Here is a 21,523-nt window from a genome sequence, read left to right on the forward strand (position 1 = left end):
TTCGAACCTGGGGATAAAGCTCAAAATCATCCGCCACTGTTAGCGGGCAATTGCTGTTGAATCAAATTGTCGACAACTTACTCCATCCGAATCGCGCTGATTAAGGCTGATTTTAATGTTCGCCCGCCATCTTCAATCCTACGAACCGCGATCTTGCAAAAGCGCCAGGTTGCTTACTCAGCAGTGACATCCAGATCCGGAGGGTTGAATGACAGATCATAAACGACAGCATCACCCACCGACCAAATTGCCAATACATGGCATCTCATCTGGCGTCGCGCCGCAAGGGGACGATATAGGCAGTTTTGACCAATATAAAAAATGTGGGTCAACGCCACTACTTTCTAAGCGTGGTGTCGGCAGGCAGATCATACAGGCAAAGTGCAAACTCGGCCAGATCGTCCCCTTCCTCGGCGCGACTGCAGGCATTCTGCTGTCTTCTGTATTCGGCCCAGACGACGGCCCGATATTGGCCGGATCATCAGGGCAACTATGCCTCAGATCACGTTGGAAACGACGACGGTGCTCCGACTAGGTAACAAACCGATAAAAAAGCAAGCAGTCATCTGTTTTGGTGCCGCCTGAAATCCGCCTATCCGTGGGAGAGATCTCGCCAAAACCAGCCCGCGCCGTTTGAGAGCGGGACCGCATCTGGTGTATCCGCTTCACCTCAGTCGTGAGGCGTCGCAGAACGGATCGTACAACACAGACGCATCAGTATTCGCAACCGGGCGACCGCAAGTCCAGCTCGCGGGCTGCCTCATAACGCCAATCATCGCCGACAGGGCAATACAGAACCCGGCTACAGCCGAAACGCGTCGATGAATTGTCGACACGTCTGGCGAGCTGCATCGACACCTTCGCGCTGACCTCCGCAGGCAGCAGCGACAACCCGAGGCTGCCCTCGACAAGGAACATGTCATGTCGACGATATGGAACTCGATTATCAAAAAAGCTGCAGTGATTGCCGCTGCCCTGTCCATGATGAGCATCTGCGCCAGCATTCTGCCCGCACAGAGCATCAACAATGATCTCAAGAGCCAGTTTGACCAGTTCGTCCGACGTGGAACTGAGGTTCGGTTTGAAGGATACCTGACCGGCTACAGCTATTGGGACAATACCCCGCCGGGCAGCGCGGCTATCGCGCGCCCTGTCTTGCGGCGACAAGCCGGTGGAACCGGGACATTTAATGACCCAATAACAATCGCCGTGGGTCATGCTATTCGACGAGGGCGCCAGAAACTAGACTTCCCGGCCGGCACCCGATTCTATATCGAACGGCTTCGCAAATACGCCATCGTGGAAGATGTATGTGGTGATGGGCACCAACCTCAAAACGGACCCTGCCACATCGGTAAAAACGGCCGTCCCTGGTTGGATATCTACATCGGCGGCAAGCAAAACTCAGTACGCGATACCGAAAGATGCATGAATAGATTAACCGGAATGCAACCGATCCGTCTCAACCCGCGCAGAGGCTATCCAGTAGCCAGAGGCGAGATCTCTGCCAGCGGCTGTCAGGTGTTTGGCCCGGTAAGCTAAGCGACCTTCTAGCGGGCGCGGCGCTTCAGATGCGCAAGCGCCTGCAGCACAATCCCATTGGTGTTTAGGTCAGCGTGGTTTTTAATCTGGCCATACCCATCAAGGAACAAGCCGCTGCTCATACCCAAGCCATCGATCTGCGCCCGGCTTTGCGCCATTTCGAGCATCTTACGAGTGAAATCACAGGGCCTGACCGCATACCACAGATAAGCAGCTTTCGTGGAAAAGATACCATACGGACTGGTAGCCACCGGATCGAAGTACACATCACGCCCCTTGCGATAGCTCACATTCCAACGCGTCTCATGACCTAAATCGAACCCCTGATAGACAAACCAAGGCGCGGTATCGATTGGCGTCTCTGATGGCGCCAACAACTGTCCAGTTTGATCAAAGTGATGCTTCATGGCGCCCAGGAAGACATCCGTCAAGACGGCACATTCCGCAGACGGGCCCAGTTCCACGTACTCCAGCAACAGTGGTTCTGTAGGTAGAACTCCAATTTTATCAACGGCGTAAAGCAAGCTAACTGTTCTATCTGCTACCGTATCCCCCACAAAGGCTTCGCGATAGGGGGACCGCACGTTCTCCAAACCCAAGAAAGGAAGAACCTGCGCCTGATAGTGAGCGCAATGAGACATGTAGGAAGATTGAATTCGAGTCTTCAGAATGTTATTCAGTGCCCCACCTTGCATCAAGCTCGTGATCTGCCATCTTTTCATCAGCTCAGAACAAACATCCGCAAGTGGCGAGTGCTGCGCCGCACGTGTTACGGCACTGGTCAGGCGCGCGAAATCACAAGCATCAAAACCGTGCCTCTCGATAGAGGCATCCCGGACATTGATAAGCGTCGGCGGGTAGGCAGCCTCGCCGTCCTTAATCACCGGTAGCGACTTCATGATCTTCCGAATACGGCTATAAATCGTTTCTGTCGGCGCTAGGTCCAGTTCAATCGCTGCAAGCAAGCCGAGGATCAGACTTCCGACATCCCACATGGTAATTTCAGAGTTATCGAAAGATTTGCCGTTAATCTGCTTTCTGACAGTCAGCGCCAATCCTGTGATGTGCTGCTCAGTCTGTTCCAAGTATTCATAAGCCAAACGCGCATCAGCGATCATGGCCTCATCAAAACCCACCGGTGTTGGCTTCAGGCTATCTGCACTCAGCGTCTCACGAGCTTCGAGCAACAACTCATGCGCAGGGTCAACGATCCGCGTGGGGTAGTTCAAACAAATTCCATTGGCCGCAGGTACTTTAGCCGAAATCTTGCCAACAGTTTCCGCGGTGTGAACAAAAACGGCGTCCGGATGTCGAATATCGCCTCGCTGAGGAGCCACATTATCGGCAAGAAATAGAGGGCCTTCAACCGCCTCTCCATCTGATCCCAACCCTGGCGCGCCGAGGCGAAGTTCCTCACCATCCTGGGTTTCGACCAGCAAGGTACCATCGGCACGACGTTCTCCTCCGCGCACCAGCGTCACACAATCAACGTCAAGCCGCGCACGTGCTTGCGCTAGCATAGCGTTGTATGCCTCTGTCTCGCTTGGGAGCTCTTGAAGAACAACGTAGTGGCGTGAATGATTTGGAAGAAACGCACAGCATCTCTTGTAAATCTCACGCGGTAATACCGGTAGCAAATAGCCTGAAAGACGAGCCCGATTGACGGCAGAAGCGATACGCTGGCCAACCTCATAGGCTCGGGCCGGATCAATCGGCAACTCTGCGATATTAAGCGCCAGAACAGTTCCATCCCCTAGCTGGGAGAACAGCTCGGACGTCATGTTTTTCTGTGCCTCGCGAAGATCCAGACGTGCTTTCAATGGCAGCATCAACACAGCGGCGGGTCCAAGCACCGCTTCGCGTTCGGAAACATCAACGGCATCATAAATTACCGTAGTACATCCTCCGGTCCGCAAACCATCCTGCCGCAACTCGCCTTCGATCGTGTTGGTTGACACGGTCGAAAAATGTGCGGGTTGGGCCGCGGCGGCTATCGATCCCGGCAACAGTTGATCGATATCAGAGCGGAGGTTCCACAGGCTCCGTGCCTTGAAGTACCCGGTCTTGCTCATAAGGTTCCGTGTGGATGGAACAACTTCGACAAACGTACGATTTTGAGAGGCTGTATCGCTGAGCATCGTCAAAACCGGGTGAACACCATCCTGTGCGTGCTTGGCAAATTCTTCGAATTCCACTTCGAGTGAGAGTGACACCCCTTGCGATAGAAATGCAAAGATCAGCGACCCGAGTGCGTTTTCCGGCAAAGACGGGTGAACACCCGTCAAAAGAATAGAGAACGCTCGAATGGCGTCCGCCTGCTCGGTCTGAGCCAGAGCAGGCCATGCAGAGCTCAGCAGGCCGCTTGAGGCCAAACCCAGAAACTCACGGCGTTTCCATGGCATTAATATCGTCCAACTTTCTGGTTTCAGCGCGGGCAAGTTTAACTGCAACGACTCGCAATGCCCATCTTGAATTATCATTAGGACTTTGTTAAAAACTTAATTATCGGACGTGGAATCAAAATGGTTCATGCGGATGTGACTTCTGGCGAGAATCGCCTGCCCCCCAAATTAGTAACTGAAAAAGTAGCACGTTATTCGAACGGGTTGGCAAGTGATGTATACAGAAACTAAGAACCGGCCGGAGCCAGCATCATGCAGATCGCAAGATTCTGCACAGGGTGCTTATCATCACAAGACCTTTCCAACTGAAATCTTACCCGCCGAGATGACCAACTCGACGGATGCGCAAAAACAGATTTTCAAGGCAACAAGTTCAACTCGACCGTTTTTGGCAGCGGCCCTATTCGTCATAGCTCTAGGGCTGGCGATTGCGATGGTTGTGGCTGTGACCCAAAGCGTCATAGTGGAATTCAAGCTGGCACGCACATTGTTTCAACATAGTGAACCGAAAAATACTATCAGCCAGGACTGGCGTCGCTTCTTACCCAAAAGCGATAGCCTGGAAGGTAATGGCGGCAACGATCAACTCGACAGCTTTCATCACAACACCTCCTCTACGTTCTCAGATTATTGCCAGCAAGAACCCGGTACCCCCCGCAGTGCAAACAATAATCCCTCTCGGCTATACGCCTTTGTGACCGCCGATCTGGAAGATGTCTCGAACTCAGTCCAGCGGACCTGCGACACGATCAATGTGTTCGTTCCGGAATGGTTAATAATCAGCGAGAACGGGATCGATTGGTTGCAGTCCGGCAATCAAGATTTCGGCACCCCGTATGTGGTGCGTACAAATCCCTTTGGCGACCATCCAATCCAACCTCTGATGCACGTACAAGCCAATGCGCTTGACGGAAGGGCTTCCAAACACTGGTCCAAGGCAGCAGCACTCGCCGTTCGGCACGGATGGTCAGGCCTATGTTTTGATTTGCGGCGGCTAGAAACTCAGAACCTGCAAAAGGCGCTGACCCAGTTGGGTGACGTAAAAGACGATTTCATCGCCAAAGGGTTGGAATCCTGCGCTGTCATTGCACCTGATCAGATTGAGGCACTACCGTCTGGGACAGAGTTGCCAGACAGGGTAATTCTACCTGCGGTACAAAATAGTTATCGTCTCAGCATCTATGAAGAATCGCCTGCACCATTGGACTGGTTTCAGACTGTTCTGGAACGGGCACGCGATGCCATTCCAAGCGAAAAACTTGTGATTGGCCTTGCCGCCGGTGGAGTTCATTGGACCACAGGCGCATCAACACCCGAATTCATCAGTTACGCAGATGCAATGTCCCAAGCCGATCAATATGGCGCTTTCGCAGGATATGCTCCGGGCAAAGGCCATGGCTTGATTTCCTATATGGATGACAACGGCGAGCGGAACATGATCTGGTATTTGGATGCCGTGAGCCACTATAGCCAATTGCTTAGCATCGCCGAATCCGGGATCGACGGTGTCGCGATCTGGGGTTTAGGACAAGAGGACCCGTCAATTTGGCCGCTTCTCACCAAGCCCGATATCCTATCGGATGATGCGTTCGACACGCTGCGTGAAATCGATCTTGGCAGCTTCGTCTCGTATCGCGGAACAGGCGCATTTCTTCGGTTCGACCAAACCGAGGTCCTTGGACGTCGTCATGTTACCCGCGACGCCGAGACATTGATGGTAACCGATGCAGTAACCGACCCACTTCCGACCCCCGTTATTGCTGAACGCTACGGGGCGTTGCCTGACAAATCTATCCTGCTGACATTCGACGACGGGCCAGCACAGGGTCACACACAGGAAATCCTGGACATACTGAACCACGCCAATGTGCCTGCGACATTTTTCATGGTCGGCAATCAGATGTTCGAACAGAAGAATGTAGTTGATGCACTTGCGAGATCTGAATTTGACTTCGGCCTTCATACATTCTCCCACCCTCAGCTTGATAAGACATCGCCCGCCCGAGTACAGGTGGAGCTGGCCTTGCAATCGCGGATTTTCTCTTGGCTGACCGACCGTACACCTGTCGTTTTCCGCGCGCCCTATATGCGTGGCCCAGGTCCGCTAGAAGGCGATCTGGCGCGCCGGTTGAAAACGATAATCGACCAGCGCTACCATCTTTTGGGCGCTGATATCGTCCCACCAGATTGGCGCAGCCTTAGCCCCAAGCAGCTTGTAAACTATACCACGGACGCGCTGGACGGTAGCGGCCAAGTGCTTCTGTTGCATGATGGCGGTGGCAAGCGCAGCAATACTATCGAGGCATTGCGTCTTTTGGTGCCGGAGCTGAAAGCGCGTGGCTATCAATTTCTGACTCTTGACCAGGCAATGGCGGGGTTCGGAACCCCCTATGAAACGCGTCAGGTCACCAGCCTTGAGCCATTCGAAGCGCTCGCATTCACAGGCGTTGGCAACAGTGCGACCTGGGTCGCGTTTCTCGTTCCCTTTGCAGTGCTGCTGGGAGTGGTCCGCGCTCTTGTATTGTTTGTTATGGCTATCCGGTCCCGTCGGGCTGACCGTGCAGATCTTCGACATCGGACCGGCGACTTCTCAGCCCCCGTTACTGTCGTGATCCCTGCCTACAACGAAGAAAAAGGCATTCTCAAAACGATCTATAGCGTACTGGATTCAGATTACCAGAACCTATCCGTACTTGTTGTCGATGACGGATCAACCGATGCAACATACGAACTGGTCACCAAAACATATAGACACAATCCCAACGTCCAAATTCTACGCCAGCCAAACGGTGGCAAGTGGAAGGCTGCCAACCTCGCTTTTGCACATGTAACGACTGACTACGTTGTGGCAATTGACGCCGATACCATCGTCGCACCGGATGCGATACGCCGCCTAATGCAGCCACTACGGGATCCAAAAGTCGGCGCAGTAGCCGGAAAAATCATGGTTGGGAATTCTGACAACCTTCTGACCAAACTTGAAAAGTTGGAATACACCGTCGCCCAGAACATCGATCGCCGCGCTTATGAGACGATCAACGCAATCATGGTGGTCCCCGGTGCGTTTGGCGCTTGGCGGACAGAGGCAGTCCGCCAATGTGGTTATTATTCCAGCCAAACCCTGGCCGAAGATACAGACCTTACGATCTCCCTATTGGAGCGAGGGTATGAAGTCCGAGCAGCCGAGCGGGCTTATGCTTATACTGAAGCTCCGGCTTCGGTTGGAACACTGATGAAACAGCGGATGCGCTGGTCGATCGGGATCCTTCAATCGGCGTGGAAACATCGTAGTACCATCCGAAAAGGGCACGCCATCGGGCTGGTCGGACTTACCGATCTAGTGGTTTTCGGAGTGATCATGCCGCTGCTTGGTCCGATTATCGACCTCCTTTTGGTGCTTATGCTCGTCCGTTTTGTCTCCAGTTTTGATGGCACTACCTTTGATGCTTTCACTGTCCGAGACTATGCAGTGCTCGCTATTTTCCTTGCGTTACCGCTTCTCGAAATGATTATGGCCGACTACGCGGTACGGTCGGAGCCATCAACGCCACGAGCCATGGTATTTCTGTTGCTGCTGAACCGACTGATCTATCGTCAGCTGCTGATCATCAATGTCTATCGGTCATTGTGGCGGATCCTTACCGGACGCCTTACAGGTTGGCACAAACTGCGCCGTTTTGGTTCCGCTCAAGCGCCAGCCCGCCGCTCGGTCGCTGCCCGCGCACACGCCGGATGAGCAACTGAACAAGCAAAATTACGACATAGGATGCAACAAGGCTACTTCGTCGTAAGATCGTTACAAAAACCACTACGAACCCGGCCTTGCTGGAGGCAAGTGCCCTATTCAAAGTTTAGATTGACGTTCTACATAAAAGAAACCCTGCCCAAAACAATTCTTGGACAGGGTTTTCGCTTGCTGGAGATAGGAATTAGTTGCCGTCTGAGGCATCTCCACCTGAAAGCGCATTTGGATCAAAGGCTCCCCCGAAGGCAGAACTTCCTCCGGTCTCTGGTGCTGCAGGCGCGCTGCTTTTCTCCTCTGCCTCTGGAGTGGAGTTGTTATCCCCACCCAAAGCATTCGGGTTGAATACGCCCCCGAAGCCGGAGTTGTTTCCGCCACCGGTTGAAGGCTGAGTGGGAACTTCAGTTGTATTCGAGCCACCGTTTTCAGCCTCTTCCGCAGCCCGGCGGGCAGCATCTTCGGCCCGGCGCTGACGCAACTCCTGGATACGCAGGTCAGTTTCCAAACGCTTCTGTTCTTTAACGTCCGCAATACATTGTGCAGGGCTATAGACCGACGCGGTTCCAACAATCACAATGGTAAAGCAGGCAACTCCGACCAACCCGAGAGCAGCCCAGTTTGAGCTCAGAAAACCAGGAAGTCGCAGACGGCCACTTTCCAACTCTTCCACCGTCGCATCCTTACGTGCGGCAGCAACAAGCTCGCGCCGACGGATGGTTGCCTCATTGAAGAGCGCAGCAAAGACCGTCAGTACAACGATGATGAAGGCCAAAGCAGAAATCGCAGGCGTAATCCCATAGCGAACTTTCTGTGCCAACTCGATCGTCAAGGTTGGATACTCACCAAAGGTAAATGTGGTGGTGTTGTAGTTTTCAAAGCTAGCGAGAAACGCCAATACAGCTGCAGAAGCGATCGCAGGCTTCATGAACGGCAACAGCACCTTGCGGAATGCTTGCGCATGTGTCGCGCCAAGATCCAGGGCTGCCTCTGTCAGCGCAATGTCGTACCGCTGCAAACGTGCCACCAACACCAGCATACAATAGCTGGCGATAAAAGTGGACTGGCCGATGATTGTCAGGAACAGGCCGTTTGAAAGGAAGCTATCAGCCTCCAACCCGATCAGGCGATTGATACGGTCCCAGAACACAAGTGTGGAGATACCAATCACCACACCCGGGATCAGGATCGGTGCAATGATAACAGTATAGTAGGTCGCGCGCAGCTTGGGCCAGATCTGGGTCAGCATCAGCGCGCCCGCAAGACCCATAGCCACCGACAACACTACTGTGCCAGCCCCCACAAGGATCGAGTTCTTGATTCCATTCAGAATACGTTCGTCCTGAAATAGAGCCGAGAACCATTCAAATGTCAGGCATTCCCAAGGCGTTGCCTGCGGGAAGCCCGGCGAATTGAAGGCCGTGACGGACATGATCAACAGCGGTCCCAACAGATAGGCGAAGAAAATCGCCAGATAGAACCAGACGCTCAGGCGCAGAAAGGAGAAGTTCTTCATTTGCCGATATCTCCCATGTTCACCTTGAACAGGCGCATGACGGCCAGAACCAACAGAATACAGGTCACCAGTAGAACCACCGCATAGGCGGCCCCTTGTGGCCAATCGCTGTTATCGTTGAACTGTTGATAGATCAGCTGTGTGAACCACAAAGACGATGGCCCGCCAAGGATTTGAGGTGCAGCAAGCGCACCAGCGGATAGCATGAACACCATTGTGCAGCCCGAGCTGATACCGGGTTTGGCATAGGGTATAACAACGCGTTGGTGGATCTTCGACCAGCTGGCTCCCATATCACGTGCGGCTTCAATCTGGTTGCGGTCCAGACTCTCAATCACGTTATAGATTGGGAAGATCATCAACAGGATGTAGGCATATCCCAGCCCTGCATAGAGCGCGATATCGTTGCGGATGAAATCAAACGGGGTGTCGAATACACCCATACCAACAAGCGCCGTATTCAACACTCCGCTTTCGCCAAAGATAATTCGCAAGGCAAAGGCCCGCAGAATTTCATTGATCCAGTAAGGGATGATCAACATCAACGCGAAGATACGAATGTGATTTCCCTTGGTCTGTGCGAGGTAATAAGCGATCGGATAGCACAGGACCAGATTGAACAGAGTCACACAGACTGCAGCAACCAACGTCCGGAAAAACACGCGCAGATCGACCGCGTTAAAGTCCTGACCACCACCTTCGGGTCCGAAGACCAGATATTTGTAGTTTTCCAGTGTATACACATCTTTCGGCCCCCCGATCTCCGGAGGCGGCAAATTAGGCCGGAAAGAAAAGTCGAGCATCGACAGCTGCGGCAGGATAATGAGGCCAATAGTCCAGAATAGGACCAACCCCAGCATCAGGGAACCAAGCCCATAGCCGTTGCGATTGAAGAATTCCCTCAGGAACCTTGGCATGGTCTGGGCCTCCCTATTCTGCAGCCAGCTCACCCGCGGGTACGATGACAGCATTCTGCGTCTCATATTCCAGGGTGATATTCTGACCTGTATGGTCCTCAAACGACTGGCCGAGGTTGGGGATAGAGACCTTCAACTCCTTGCCACCGTCGCCCTCCATGAAGATATTGAAAGCATTGCCCTCAAATTCTTCGTGGTTGACTTTGGCCGTTACGACACGGTCTCCGCTCTTCCCTTGCGGCGCCAATGCAAACGCTTCTGGACGGATGAACATCATCGCGTCATCGCCTTCTTTCAATTTGCCTTGGTTGGCAGAGGAAATTCGCGCGACCAGCTCCCCGGAGCGGTTGGTGGCGATCAACGCTTCATTGCCCATCACGCGCTTGACCTTACCGCGAAACACATTGTTTTCACCCACGAACGAGGCCGCAAATGCTGTGGCAGGATCGTTGTAAACAGCCTTGCCGTCACCGATCTGGTCAATCACCCCTGCACGCATCACAGCGATATTGTCTGACATGGTCAGCGCTTCGCCCTGATCATGCGTGATATAAATGAAGGTGATGCCGACACGCTGCTGGATCTCACGCAATTCTGTACGCATATGCTGGCGCAGTTTCAAATCCAACGCCGACAGCGGTTCATCCAGCAACAGAACATCGGGCTCAGCACACAGCGCGCGCGCGATGGCAACCCGTTGTCTCTGACCACCGGACAGCTCCGATGGTAGCTTGTCGCCCTGGCCAGGCAGTGCGATCATATCCAATAGCTCATCGGCACGCTTGCGGCGGGCTTTGGCGGAGGCCCCGTTGATTTCCATGGAGAACGTAATGTTCTCCCAAACCTTCATCAGCGGGAACAGCGCCAAGTTCTGAAAAATCAGCGCAGTCGGACGTTTATTCGGGCCGATCCCGCGCATATTATTCCCACCGATCAGCACGTTGCCTTCGCTCGGTTCTAAAAAGCCTGAAACAGCCCGCAAAATCGTCGTCTTGCCACAGCCAGACGGGCCTAGGAACGAAAAGAAATCGCCTCCGTTGATTTTGACATTCGCGTCGCGTACCGCAACGAAATCTCCAAAGCGGATCCAGAGATTCTCAAGATCTACGCCAACCCCAGCACTCATGTGGCTTCTCCCTCGGTGCAACCGTCCGTCCGGCGACAAAGCCCCGGTCGATGCAGATAGCATCCGGTTGATAATACATTGAATTTACGCCCTCAGGCGTGTGGCTGGCCCCCGTTCACACGGGAGCCAGAAGGATCATCTGATCAGAAAATCAGGCGCTTTTGAACTTGTTGACGAACTCAGTACGCACATCTGCATACCAAGGTGCCTCAGCAGGCCATGGGTTCAGATTGGCAAGGCTGTCGCCGGGATAGGCTTCGGCGAAGTTCTTCTTATAGATATCGCCAGAGTAATCGTCAGCCTGCAGCACAGGTGAATTATATCCGTGGCTGTCGATGGCCTTACCTGCGGGCTCCTGTTCATATGCGTAGTCGATGAAAGCATAGACCTGCTCTTCATTCTTCGCACCAACAGGCATCGAGATACCGTCCACCCAAGCCATAGCACCCTCAACAGGTGACTGATAATGCACAGGTTCGCCTGCGGACTTCAGTGCCAGCGGTGGACCATCCCAAGTCTGACCAACAACGACGCCTTCGTTCAGCAGACCGTTTTTCTGAGAGTCAGCGTCGTTCCAGATCAGTTTGATGCGGTTTTTACGAGCCACACACCAATCAGTCACCTGCCCCCAGACTTTACGCATGGTTTCTTCATCGCCATATGCAGACCAGATGGAGCCAGGCTCCATCTCGCCGGAAGCTTCCATATAGAGACCAGCACCCAACATCATGGAATGCGCACGACCCATGGTTTTACCGGCGTTCTCTTCACTCCAGACGTCACCATATGACGGCGCATCACCCGATGGCAGCCATTTGTCGGTCCGGTAGGCAATGCCTTCGGTCCCCCAGATGTGGGGCAGCCAATGAGCTCCACTATTGTCAAAATTCCATGCGTCTGTGCCGATTTTGGCCATCGCAGGGTTCACTGCATCAACGTTGACTTTGCTCAGGTCAAACGGCTTCAGCAATTCCAAAGGTCCCCACTGCAAAGAGCGGTTGTTGGTCGGGGAGACGATGTCAAACCCTTGGCCTTTGGTGGCCTTCATCTTGTTGATGATTTCTTCGTTCGACCCGATACCGGTGTAGTTCACCTTGATTCCGGTCTTGCCTTCAAATCCTGCGATAAACTCGGGTGGCAGATAGTCCGACCACATCAGGATGTTGATTTCGCCGGATGACGCCAGTGCGCTCTTGGAATAGAGCGGCGCGGCTAGTGCTGCGGCGCCTGCCCCTTTCAGAATAGAGCGGCGGCTTACTTTGGACTTTGCAGTCATATTGTCTTTCTCCCTATGGATCTGTTGGTTTTTTGTTTTTGCTTTTGCTTTTGCTTTTGGTCGTGGAACTCTGCGAAACACACTCCTGTTGCTACAGTGACAGATTCAGAATTCGATAAGGCCAGAAAAGGTCCGAGCGGGACATTTATGGGGCCAGTTTTGGCTTTGCTCCGTCTATAGCCGGACCAAAACGGTTGCACATATTTTGACAGTAAGTGCCGACTCTCAGATGGTTCCACAACAAACAGTCTGCGCCTCGAACACCCCTCACGTCAACGCCGCAACACCTCGGAAGTGTTCACAAAACCAACGTAAACCTCATATCGCTAAACCAATAAGCGCAACGCCTCCGGCCATGAGTAACGCGGCACCCAATCGGCGCTTCCAGTTCCCCTCTTTCAGGATCAAAAACCCAATAAGCGCCGCGAAGATGACCGATGTTTCGCGCAAGGCTGACACCGCGCCAAGAGGTGCGAAATTCTTGGCAAACAACACAAGCCCATAGGCGCACATCGACACCAAGCCACCAGCAATTCCCAATGCCCACACCCGAAGCGGCAAATCAGGCAGCGTTTCGCGTTTTCGCTTGAGAACAAACACGGCAACAAACACGTGTAAAAATGCGCCCCAAGCCCAATAGCTAACTGTATTGCCTGACAGGCGGACGCCAACACCATCCACCAAAGAGTAAACCGATATAAAAAACCCAGTGCCCAGCGCATACCACAGCGGCTTCTGTCCCACGCCGGACCTCAGTGCCTTCCAGCTGCTGAGCTGTATCCCTACTGCGATCAATGCGATACCCGCCCAGGCCTGCAATGGCAGTATCTCACCCACAAAGATCATCGCCCAGAGCGACACCAGTGCGGGCACAATACCGCGTGCAATTGGATATACTACGCTGAGATCACCATGTTGATAGGCACGCGACAACATATAGAAATACCCGAAGTGAACGACAGTCGAGAGTCCGACATACGGCAGGCTTTCCACCGCAGGCAGGGGGAGTGCAACCACCATGACCGCGCCGGGAATCACATGACCCAGCGCGATCAGGCCCAATGTTGTGGTCCGGTCGACTGCTGTCTTGACGATGGCATTCCAAATCGCGTGCAACAGGGCAGCCGACAGAATGATGACAACTACGAAGGGCGTCATGTCAGGCTTTCAGGTTATTCGACCCGGTCCGGGAACCGATCTATTTCGTCGGCAGGCATATCGTTGATAAGCCGAGTCTCCAGCAATTGTCCGTTGCGATACAGAATAGGATAGGCAATGGCAGCGATATGGCTGTTGAATTCGCGCAGAGCACGCAGTGTCTCAAGGTGAATATCAGAGCTCTCAAAACTCTCTGTGGCGCCTCGCTGTAGCCGACGCAAATGGCGTTTGCGGCTGTCGCGCTCCATCCGTTTCACCTCTGTCTTCTCAAGACTCAACAGGCGCGCACTTTCCAAATCATCCGAGATCAGCACATTGGATGCCAACTGCATATTGGCAACAATAACCTCATGCATTCGGGTGATCTCGTTCCAGCCTTCTTTGGAAAACCGGACGTCCTTCTTGTGCATGGTGCTGGCAAGGGCCGCGAGACGTTCATCAACCACATCTCCCGCTGTCTCCAACCGAATAGCATATTCCACCAAATCACGGGCTACTTTGGCATTTTCTTTCCCAATCCCTTCAGTTGGCATACCGGCGACATAGCTGCGGATACCCGAAAGGCACTTGTTCACCTCTTGATCCAGAGCCTGCACCGCCTTGATCTGCTCGCGATCGCCATGCTGATAGAGGTCAGGAATAGGTCGAAACATAGACCCAACCAAATCTGACATTCGCAAAAGCTCCCGCTTAAGACTGGTGACGGCCTGATTTGGTTGGCAATAGTCATCGGTGTTCAACACGCTGACCGGCATACCGTGCGCATTGTCTTGCGGTGTCATCGGGTTCGGCACGATATCGGTCATGGCCTCATGTAGCTTGCGGCAAAAAGGCAGTGCCAAGATCAACAGCGTGGCGTTGAACAACAGATGCGCATAGACCAGTGCCTGCCCTCCGTCCGGAACCCCTAACACACCTGCCCGAAGCGCCATGTTGGCTCCGAATACGCAGATCACCGCCCATGTGCCGCGCAGTCCCAGATTTGCCAGCGGTATGCGCCGTCCTGCTGCAGACATGCCTCGGCTTAACCAGACCGGGATGAAAGCCGATCCAAAGTTCGCGCCAAGCATTAGTGATAGCCCTGCCGCAAACGGTATCGCGTCTATCTGTACCAATGTGACACACATCAGTATGGCCGCCACAGATGAATGCATAACAAACGCCAATGCTGCACCAACGATGAATGCGGTGATATAATCGCGCGCAAGGTATTCGGCAATCGCGGGTAGAAAAACGCTTTCGCGGATCGGATCCATGGCCTCACGCAGGAAGCGAAGCGAAATCAGGATAAACGCAACCCCCATCAAGATACGCCCCATCTGACGGGCTTTCTTGGCTTCGACCTTAACAAACAAATACCCGCCAACCGCCAGCAAGACAGGTACCAACCAATCCAGCCGGAACGACAGCAGTTGGATAATTAGTGCCGACCCAAGGTCCCCGCCCAGAACAATCGCCAAACCCGACGCAAAAGAAAGCAATCCGCTCGCGGCGAAGCCTGAGGTCAATAGCGCTACAGCGGCAGAGCTCTGCAGCACAATGGCCATGCCAACTCCAACGCAACAGGCCTGAACCAGGCTACGCTGCCCAGTCAAAAGCCGCTGAAACGTTGCACCATAGCTGCGTTCGATGCCGGTTCGCACCATACGCACAGCGAACAACAGCAGCATGACCGCGCCAGCGAGGCTGGTAAGAAAGCTCAAAATAGCCATCGAGAGATGTCTTATCCTTTTGTTTGGCATTGCCTTTCGACAGCCGGTTTTTTCTTGGCGTGATGGTTCCACACAGGCCGCGCTGTCTCATCAGCCTCTTACTCAGCCGTGGCCTCAACTGTTTTGTTCTGGGCATCCAGGCTTGCCCCTTCAAAGCCCTCGGGCTCGGGAGCGAGCACAAGGCGAACGCCCCAATTTCCTAATGCGCGGCGATGCTTTCGGCCTGGCATCGCATCGGTCAAAAGCAGATCCAGTGTTTCCGGTTCCGGTCCACGATGCGGCCCGGTCTCCTCAAATTTTGGGTGAGCCAAAACCACCAGTGTCACTTCCGCCGCCTCAGCGACGACAGTCGCGAGCTGCGCTTCTGTGGCACTTTGATAAAGCGCACCGTGTTTGGCAGAGAATGCATCCACGGACAACACCGCCACATCCAGGGCAAAATCTCGCACTTGTTGTTCTGCGACACGACCGAAGGTGCCACGCTCATTGCTCTGGATCTCACCTCCAAGAAAATGCACCCTGTTTCCATTATGATTGGCCAGTGTCTGAGCTACACCAATGGAATTGGTCACAACCGTCAGATTCGCTCGGCTGCGCAACGCCTTTGCTACGAATGCGGTGGTAGACCCCACATCGAGAAAGACCGCCATCCCATCACTGATATGGGAAAGAGCACCGGCTGCAATACATTGCTTTTCTTCCGTATATTTGGAGATACGCCGATAAAAACTATCCGCTGCATCCGGCCCCGTAAGATATGCACCCCCATGTACCCGCTGCACCAATCCTTGCTTGGCCAAGGCCTTGATCGTACGTCGTACAGTCTCTTCTGACACACCCAGAACTTTGGCCAATTCGCCACTTCGCGCCGAACCGCCCAGACGGCGCAAGACCTCTAGCAGCTCCAGTTCGCGGTGGGACATCTTCTGATCTTCAGGCACTTGGCAGCCTCGGTAGATATCTAAAGTTTCATGGTGGATGAAACCACACATCAACCAATACAATCAAACAAAAAAGCACAAAACACCACATATTCGGTCATATAGGGATGTAATATGGTCATCAAACCCTTTGCTATGCTCTCAAATTCCGGCTTATCTGGCGGCGATCTCTGCAAGGAAGCACCACATGAATACACGTTCAGACCAGCGCAAGAATGTCCTGTTCATCTTGATTGACCAGATGCGAGCGGATTGCCTGTTTGGCGCGTTGGCAGAACATGTGGCGCTACCTAATCTTCAGGCTTTGATGGCAGATGCTGTCACGTTTCAGAAAAACTATACTGTCGTGAACCCATGCGGCCCATCACGGGCCTCCATACTGACCGGCCAGTATGCGATGAACCATCGATCGGTTCGCAATGGCACGCCACTACGCCATGACACACCGAACCTCGCCTCAGAGATGCGGAAGGCGGGCTATTTACCGATGCTGTTTGGCTATACTGACACCTCGCACGACCCTCGCGTCTATCACCCAAACGATCCGGCAATGCAGACCTACGAATATCCCATGAGTGGGTTCCACGAGATGCTGGAAATGAGAATGGAGATGTCGCACCCTTGGCGCGCGCATCTGCTAAGCAAAGGTTATAAGTTCGATCGCTACTGGGACATCTACAAACCACTGTCTCCAAATGGCGACGCGGCGCAGCTGAATGATCCTGCACCTTATTTGGCCGAAGACAGCGACACCGCTTTTCTGACCGATAGGTTTCTGGCGACGATGCCCGGCTATTGCGACCAGAACTGGTTTGCGCATCTGACCTATATACGCCCACATCCGCCACTGGTCGCGCCCGCGCCCTACAACCGAATGTATGATCCCGCCAGCCTGCCTTTGCCGCAGCGGCTTGCCAGCGTTGAACATGAACGTGCTGTGCATCCATTCCTTGATCCGACAACCCGAGCCTCTTCACCTGCATCCTTTGTCGAAGGCTTCCCGGATCTGAAGCCAACCGACGAGGCGGTACAGACACTTCGATCAATTTATCTGGGTCTTGCCAGCGAAGTAGACACCCATATCGGCCGGGTCATGCAGTACCTGCGTGACAGTGGCCAGTTGGAACACACGCTGGTGGTGCTCAGCGCTGACCATGGGGAGATGCTTGGTGACCGGCACAGCTGGGGCAAATTCTCGGTCTATGATGCCGCTTACCAGACACCCTTGATTATTCGCCAACCAGGTAACGCGGCAAGGGCCGGAGCCGTGGTGCAGGACATTACCGAGTCCATTGATATGACACCTACTATTTTGGAATGGGTCGGCCAACCGCCACCCAATGCAATGGACGGGCGCTCCCTTCTGCCTCTTCTCGCTGGTGAAACCCCAGACAATTGGCGCAACTACAGCTATTCCGAATTGGATTTTGCCGAGCCGGAACAACCCAGTATTTGGCAGCAGCATCTTGGAACGGACGCCAGTAACTCTTGCCTCACGATCTTGCGAAACGCGCGATTCACATTGGTGGAATTTGCCGCCGACCTGCCACCACTGCTGTTTGATCACGCGGTCGACGGCGAACGAGTGAACGTTGCCGAACACCCCGAATATCAGATTGATCTAGCCAGGCTGACGCGGCAGATGCTACGCCACCGTATGCGCAACATGGATCATACGCTTTCCCTTGATACGATCACACCAAAGGGGCCACGCAGACAAACACGGTACCAGCCCACTGCATTCTCAAAGGCGAATAGTAAAAATGGATGACCTGCCTGATCTTCGCAAAACTGCCCGAGACTTGTTTGCAGCAGCCGTTGCGCGGGCCAATCCGGCAGCGGCGCTCGCAGAGAGTCTCCAACAACATCCGCCATTATCGCCGCACCACAACGGCCGCCTGATCCTTATCGCACTTGGCAAAGCCGCCGTGCCGATGATGCGAAAGGCCATTGAAATACTGCCAAATCCAGACATTGCTGTCGCTGTAACCAACCCGGAAAACCATGCTGACGTAACCGGAGCTGAGGTTTTGGCAGGTGCCCACCCGGTACCAAACAGCATGAGTGTAGCAGCGGGGGTAGCCCTTCGTACTGCAGTTAGCGGCCTGAATCCAAATGATAGCGTCGTAGCATTGATCTCGGGTGGAGGCTCCGCCCTTGCGGTAGCGCCCGCAACTGGCCTCACGCTCGCAGATAAGACAATGGTAACCGATCTTCTGTTGGCTGCGGGAATTGACATCACCCAGATGAATCTCGTGCGCCAGCAACTGTCCGATCTAAAAGGGGGCGGCCTACTGCGCTGCGCTCGGCCTGCTCAAGTAACCAGCTACATTCTGTCGGATGTAATTGGTGATGATCTCAGAGCCATCGCCTCCGGCCCAACAGTCGCCCCACTGGGTTCGCGCAAAATGGCACATGACTGCCTTGTGTCACATGGCCTTTGGGGGCAACTCCCCACCGCAGTCCGTGAACATTTGTCTACGCCAGAGAGCAGTTCGAACGTTTCAGCGGATACAAGCGCAACTAGGGCGCATCTGATCGGATCAAACCGGCACAGCCTATTAGCAATGCAAGAGAAGGCCTCAAGTAGCGGTTGGTCAGCGCACATCGTTGATGACGCGTTAACCGGTGACGTTGAAGCAGCGGCCGAACGTATTGTATCTGCCACGCTGGCGCATGACTTCAGAGACAGGACAGCGCTGATTTTTGGCGGCGAAACCACGGTGCAACTAACCGGGTCGGGTTTAGGCGGGCGCAACCAGGAACTGGCATTGCACGTGGCGCGCCTCGGAAGAAAATCACTAAGGGGACGCTGGACCTTCCTGACTGGTGGGACAGATGGACGTGACGGGCCCACGGATGCGGCGGGCGGTATTGTCGATGGCAATACATGGCAGCGGATTTATGACAAAGGGGCAAACCCGGAAGATTTACTCAGCAACAATGACAGCAACACCGCACTGTCGATGGCGGGTGACCTTCTGAAAACGGGAGGAACGGGCACCAATGTCGCTGATGTCCAAGTCATGTTATTGCCAGAGCGATAGTATGGCGTCAAAGAGCTACTCTTCCAGCTGATGCAGTTCATTCAGCAGATCTAAAAGCGCCTCGTAGCGCTCATCGCCCATTTGATCGCGAGTCTTTTCTATGACAGCAAGGCTGGCCTGCAAATTGCTATCAATCACCTGCCCGCCGGCAGCAGTGATGTTCACAATCTGGCGGCGGCGGTCGATCTGATCCTTTGTACGCTGGATCAACCCCTTGTCCTCCAACTTTTGCAGGATGCGGGTCAGACTGGGCAATAAAAGACAGGCACGCTCAGAAATCTGTGTCGGATCAATGCCACCAGCTTCCTGCACAACACGTAACACCCGCCACTGCTGTTCTGTTAGCCCGGCATCGCTCAACAATGCGCGAATTGGACCCATCACACGCTCGCGCGCGCGCAAAAGAGCAATAGGCAAAGATCGGTCTGTGCTTGGTAACTGCTTGGTCATGACGGATTATTGCCGCCAAAGCACACAAAGGCAAATCCGCAGTGCCCAATCTGACGAAGGATTGCTTCCGAAGCTGCTCAATATTGCGTTGTCTTTGCGTCAATTGGCGGAATAGCGCTGAACCATTCCAGTCTTCAGATAGAGGCGCAATATAGACACAAACTGATGCACATGTTAATTACAATCAAAGCAATGATGTACAAACTTTCAGCCCAAAGGATCGTGCAATGAACTGGAGTGATTTTTCTCACTGGGGACGGAAAGTCGCCGATTGGGCACAAGACTATCATTTGACAGTCGGAGAGAAACCGGTGCGGGCCAGAACCGAACCCGGTGACGTACTGAATGCCCTTCCCACAACGCCGCCCGAAACCGGGGAAGGCATGGAAGCCATCTTTGCTGATTTCGAAGAGATCGTCATGCCCGGAATCACCCACTGGCAGCACCCACGCTTCTTTGCTTATTTCACATCAAACGCCGCTGCTCCATCGGTTCTGGCTGAATTTCTGACCTCGGCGATCGCGCCGCAATGCATGCTCTGGCAGACGTCTCCTGCCGCCACCGAGATGGAAACCCGGATGATGGACTGGCTTCGTCAGTCGTTGGACCTGCCAGAAGTATTCCGGGGTGTTATCCAAGACAGCGCCTCCTCTGCCACCCTTGCTGCAGTCCTCACGATGCGGGAAAAGGCCCTGAATTGGCAGGGAAATGAGCAGGGGCTTTTTGGGCAAACAAACCTGCGCATCTACTGCTCATCAGAGGTCCACACTTCAATTGACCGGGCAATCTGGGTCGCAGGTGTCGGTCAAAAAAACCTGATCCGCGTTCCGGTAAAAGGTGACTGGCGCGGCATGGATCCCACTGCTTTGGAGGCCGCCATTCAAGCTGACATCGCTGCAGGACACCAACCCGCTGGTATCATCCTTTGCGTCGGAGGAACTGGAACAGGCGCGACCGATCCCGTTGATCAAGTGCTGGACGTAGCCGAGAGACACGGCCTCTACACCCATGTAGACGCTGCTTGGGCCGGCTCTGCAATGATTTGCCCTGAATATCGGCATTATTGGCCCGGCATCGAACGCGCGGACAGCATCGTGTTCAACCCGCACAAGTGGCTCGGCGTGCAATTTGATTGCTCGGCTCACTTCCTCAAAGACCCAGACGATCTTGTCAATACACTCGCGATCAGCCCCGAATATCTCAAAACACACGGCAAAGACGGCATCATCAATTACTCAGAATGGTCGGTGCCACTGGGCCGTCGCTTTCGGGCGCTGAAGATCTGGTTCCTGATCCGCGCATATGGTCTGGAAGGGTTACGCCAACGGCTGCGCAATCATGTAGCGTGGTCTAACCAGCTGCACGACAAACTCAAATTAGAGCCTGATTTCGAGATCGTAACGCCACCGATGTGGTCGTTATGGTCCTTCCGCTACCGCCCAGACGGCGTTGAGAATCTAGATGATCTGAACCTGCAACTTGTGAATGCAATCAACGACGATGGCCGTATCTACCTGACCCAGACCCGCGTCGACGGCACACTGGTAATCCGGTTTCAGGCGGGCCAGTTCGAAACGACGGAAGCCGACGTAATGCGGGCCCACCAGGTCATCACTGAGATCGCCAGAACCCTCTGAGAAAACTGAACGATCCAACATCACAGATGGGGCCAATTTCTGGACAAGATCTGTCTGCTG

The 21,523-nt window shown here is 53.9% G+C and carries 15 protein-coding genes; 5 read left to right on the forward strand and 10 right to left on the reverse strand.

Annotated features, from left to right (window positions below; all coding sequences use genetic code 11):
* Nucleotides 1-714 precede the first annotated feature (714 nt).
* Nucleotides 715-918 carry a hypothetical protein gene (locus ACEWZM_RS08430; protein WP_414006009.1) on the reverse strand — a complete coding sequence of 68 codons (204 nt, stop codon included), beginning with the start codon at nucleotides 916-918 and terminating at the stop codon, nucleotides 715-717.
* Nucleotides 919-921: 3 nt separating this feature from the next.
* On the opposite strand from ACEWZM_RS08430, the gene ACEWZM_RS08435 reads away from it, so the two are divergent.
* Nucleotides 922-1,542: a hypothetical protein gene (locus ACEWZM_RS08435; protein WP_414006010.1), complete on the forward strand. Its 621-nt coding sequence runs from the start codon at nucleotides 922-924 to the stop codon at nucleotides 1,540-1,542.
* 8 nt (nucleotides 1,543-1,550) lie between these two features.
* On the opposite strand, the gene ACEWZM_RS08440 is transcribed toward ACEWZM_RS08435, so the two are convergent.
* Nucleotides 1,551-3,944 carry a DUF3131 domain-containing protein gene (locus tag ACEWZM_RS08440; protein ID WP_414006011.1) on the reverse strand — a complete coding sequence of 798 codons (2,394 nt, stop codon included), beginning with the start codon at nucleotides 3,942-3,944 and terminating at the stop codon, nucleotides 1,551-1,553.
* Nucleotides 3,945-4,158: 214 nt separating this feature from the next.
* Between ACEWZM_RS08440 and ACEWZM_RS08445 the strand changes: the two genes are divergently transcribed.
* Complete coding sequence (locus ACEWZM_RS08445) at nucleotides 4,159-7,680, forward strand: glycosyltransferase (protein WP_414006012.1); 3,522 nt, start codon at nucleotides 4,159-4,161, stop codon at nucleotides 7,678-7,680.
* Nucleotides 7,681-7,873: 193 nt separating this feature from the next.
* On the opposite strand, the gene ACEWZM_RS08450 is transcribed toward ACEWZM_RS08445, so the two are convergent.
* The 7 genes from ACEWZM_RS08450 to ACEWZM_RS08480 all read right to left on the reverse strand — a co-directional run bounded on the left by ACEWZM_RS08450 (nucleotide 7,874) and on the right by ACEWZM_RS08480 (nucleotide 16,311).
* Nucleotides 7,874-9,199 (reverse strand): ABC transporter permease, encoded by a 1,326-nt coding sequence (locus ACEWZM_RS08450; RefSeq protein ID WP_414006013.1) that lies wholly within the window; start codon nucleotides 9,197-9,199, stop codon nucleotides 7,874-7,876.
* On the reverse strand, nucleotides 9,196-10,116 hold the full coding sequence (locus tag ACEWZM_RS08455) for an ABC transporter permease (RefSeq protein ID WP_414006014.1): 921 nt from the start codon (nucleotides 10,114-10,116) through the stop codon (nucleotides 9,196-9,198). Before ACEWZM_RS08455 ends, ACEWZM_RS08450 begins: the two co-directional genes overlap by 4 nt.
* 13 nt (nucleotides 10,117-10,129) lie before the next feature.
* The gene (locus ACEWZM_RS08460; RefSeq protein ID WP_414006015.1) at nucleotides 10,130-11,242 is read right to left on the reverse strand and encodes an ABC transporter ATP-binding protein; all 1,113 of its coding nucleotides are present in this window, start codon (nucleotides 11,240-11,242) and stop codon (nucleotides 10,130-10,132) included.
* Nucleotides 11,243-11,393: 151 nt separating this feature from the next.
* Nucleotides 11,394-12,518, reverse strand: a complete 1,125-nt coding sequence (locus ACEWZM_RS08465; RefSeq protein ID WP_414006016.1) for an extracellular solute-binding protein — start codon at nucleotides 12,516-12,518, stop codon at nucleotides 11,394-11,396.
* A gap of 318 nt (nucleotides 12,519-12,836) precedes the next feature.
* The gene (locus ACEWZM_RS08470; protein ID WP_414006017.1) at nucleotides 12,837-13,676 is read right to left on the reverse strand and encodes an EamA family transporter; all 840 of its coding nucleotides are present in this window, start codon (nucleotides 13,674-13,676) and stop codon (nucleotides 12,837-12,839) included.
* Nucleotides 13,677-13,690: 14 nt separating this feature from the next.
* Nucleotides 13,691-15,388: a Na/Pi cotransporter family protein gene (locus ACEWZM_RS08475; RefSeq protein ID WP_414006018.1), complete on the reverse strand. Its 1,698-nt coding sequence runs from the start codon at nucleotides 15,386-15,388 to the stop codon at nucleotides 13,691-13,693.
* A 98-nt stretch (nucleotides 15,389-15,486) separates the two neighbouring features.
* Nucleotides 15,487-16,311 (reverse strand): DeoR/GlpR family DNA-binding transcription regulator, encoded by an 825-nt coding sequence (locus tag ACEWZM_RS08480; RefSeq protein ID WP_414006019.1) that lies wholly within the window; start codon nucleotides 16,309-16,311, stop codon nucleotides 15,487-15,489.
* Between the two features lie 205 nt (nucleotides 16,312-16,516).
* Between ACEWZM_RS08480 and ACEWZM_RS08485 the strand changes: the two genes are divergently transcribed.
* Both ACEWZM_RS08485 and ACEWZM_RS08490 read left to right on the forward strand, forming a co-directional pair.
* Nucleotides 16,517-18,100, forward strand: a complete 1,584-nt coding sequence (locus ACEWZM_RS08485; RefSeq protein WP_414006020.1) for a sulfatase-like hydrolase/transferase — start codon at nucleotides 16,517-16,519, stop codon at nucleotides 18,098-18,100.
* A 1-nt stretch (nucleotide 18,101) separates the two neighbouring features.
* Entirely contained in the window at nucleotides 18,102-19,376 is a 1,275-nt protein-coding gene (locus tag ACEWZM_RS08490; protein WP_414007984.1) for a glycerate kinase type-2 family protein, read from the forward strand.
* 15 nt (nucleotides 19,377-19,391) lie between these two features.
* On the opposite strand, the gene hpaR is transcribed toward ACEWZM_RS08490, so the two are convergent.
* Nucleotides 19,392-19,826 (reverse strand): homoprotocatechuate degradation operon regulator HpaR, encoded by a 435-nt coding sequence (gene hpaR / locus ACEWZM_RS08495; protein WP_414006021.1) that lies wholly within the window; start codon nucleotides 19,824-19,826, stop codon nucleotides 19,392-19,394.
* 227 nt (nucleotides 19,827-20,053) lie between these two features.
* Here hpaR and ACEWZM_RS08500 point away from each other — a divergent pair, with 227 nt between their 5' ends.
* Nucleotides 20,054-21,463, forward strand: a complete 1,410-nt coding sequence (locus tag ACEWZM_RS08500) for a pyridoxal phosphate-dependent decarboxylase family protein (protein ID WP_414006022.1) — start codon at nucleotides 20,054-20,056, stop codon at nucleotides 21,461-21,463.
* The last annotated feature ends 60 nt before the right edge of the window (nucleotides 21,464-21,523 follow it).

Origin of the sequence: Phaeobacter cretensis (assembly GCF_047372505.1) — a bacterium.
GTDB classification, from domain to species: Bacteria; Pseudomonadota; Alphaproteobacteria; order Rhodobacterales; family Rhodobacteraceae; genus Phaeobacter; species Phaeobacter cretensis.

What these genes read in the sequence shown, in the direction of transcription:
- ACEWZM_RS08430 (WP_414006009.1), bottom strand. Translation starts at nt 918, where the DNA reads ATGTTCCTTGTCGAGGGCAGCCTCGGGTTGTCGCTGCTGCCTGCGGAG.
- ACEWZM_RS08435 (WP_414006010.1), top strand. Translation starts at nt 922, where the DNA reads ATGTCGACGATATGGAACTCGATTATCAAAAAAGCTGCAGTGATTGCC.
- ACEWZM_RS08440 (WP_414006011.1), bottom strand. Translation starts at nt 3,944, where the DNA reads ATGCCATGGAAACGCCGTGAGTTTCTGGGTTTGGCCTCAAGCGGCCTG.
- ACEWZM_RS08445 (WP_414006012.1), top strand. Translation starts at nt 4,159, where the DNA reads ATGTATACAGAAACTAAGAACCGGCCGGAGCCAGCATCATGCAGATCG.
- ACEWZM_RS08450 (WP_414006013.1), bottom strand. Translation starts at nt 9,199, where the DNA reads ATGAAGAACTTCTCCTTTCTGCGCCTGAGCGTCTGGTTCTATCTGGCG.
- ACEWZM_RS08455 (WP_414006014.1), bottom strand. Translation starts at nt 10,116, where the DNA reads ATGCCAAGGTTCCTGAGGGAATTCTTCAATCGCAACGGCTATGGGCTT.
- ACEWZM_RS08460 (WP_414006015.1), bottom strand. Translation starts at nt 11,242, where the DNA reads ATGAGTGCTGGGGTTGGCGTAGATCTTGAGAATCTCTGGATCCGCTTT.
- ACEWZM_RS08465 (WP_414006016.1), bottom strand. Translation starts at nt 12,518, where the DNA reads ATGACTGCAAAGTCCAAAGTAAGCCGCCGCTCTATTCTGAAAGGGGCA.
- ACEWZM_RS08470 (WP_414006017.1), bottom strand. Translation starts at nt 13,676, where the DNA reads ATGACGCCCTTCGTAGTTGTCATCATTCTGTCGGCTGCCCTGTTGCAC.
- ACEWZM_RS08475 (WP_414006018.1), bottom strand. Translation starts at nt 15,388, where the DNA reads ATGGCTATTTTGAGCTTTCTTACCAGCCTCGCTGGCGCGGTCATGCTG.
- ACEWZM_RS08480 (WP_414006019.1), bottom strand. Translation starts at nt 16,311, where the DNA reads ATGTCCCACCGCGAACTGGAGCTGCTAGAGGTCTTGCGCCGTCTGGGC.
- ACEWZM_RS08485 (WP_414006020.1), top strand. Translation starts at nt 16,517, where the DNA reads ATGAATACACGTTCAGACCAGCGCAAGAATGTCCTGTTCATCTTGATT.
- hpaR (WP_414006021.1), bottom strand. Translation starts at nt 19,826, where the DNA reads ATGACCAAGCAGTTACCAAGCACAGACCGATCTTTGCCTATTGCTCTT.
- ACEWZM_RS08500 (WP_414006022.1), top strand. Translation starts at nt 20,054, where the DNA reads ATGAACTGGAGTGATTTTTCTCACTGGGGACGGAAAGTCGCCGATTGG.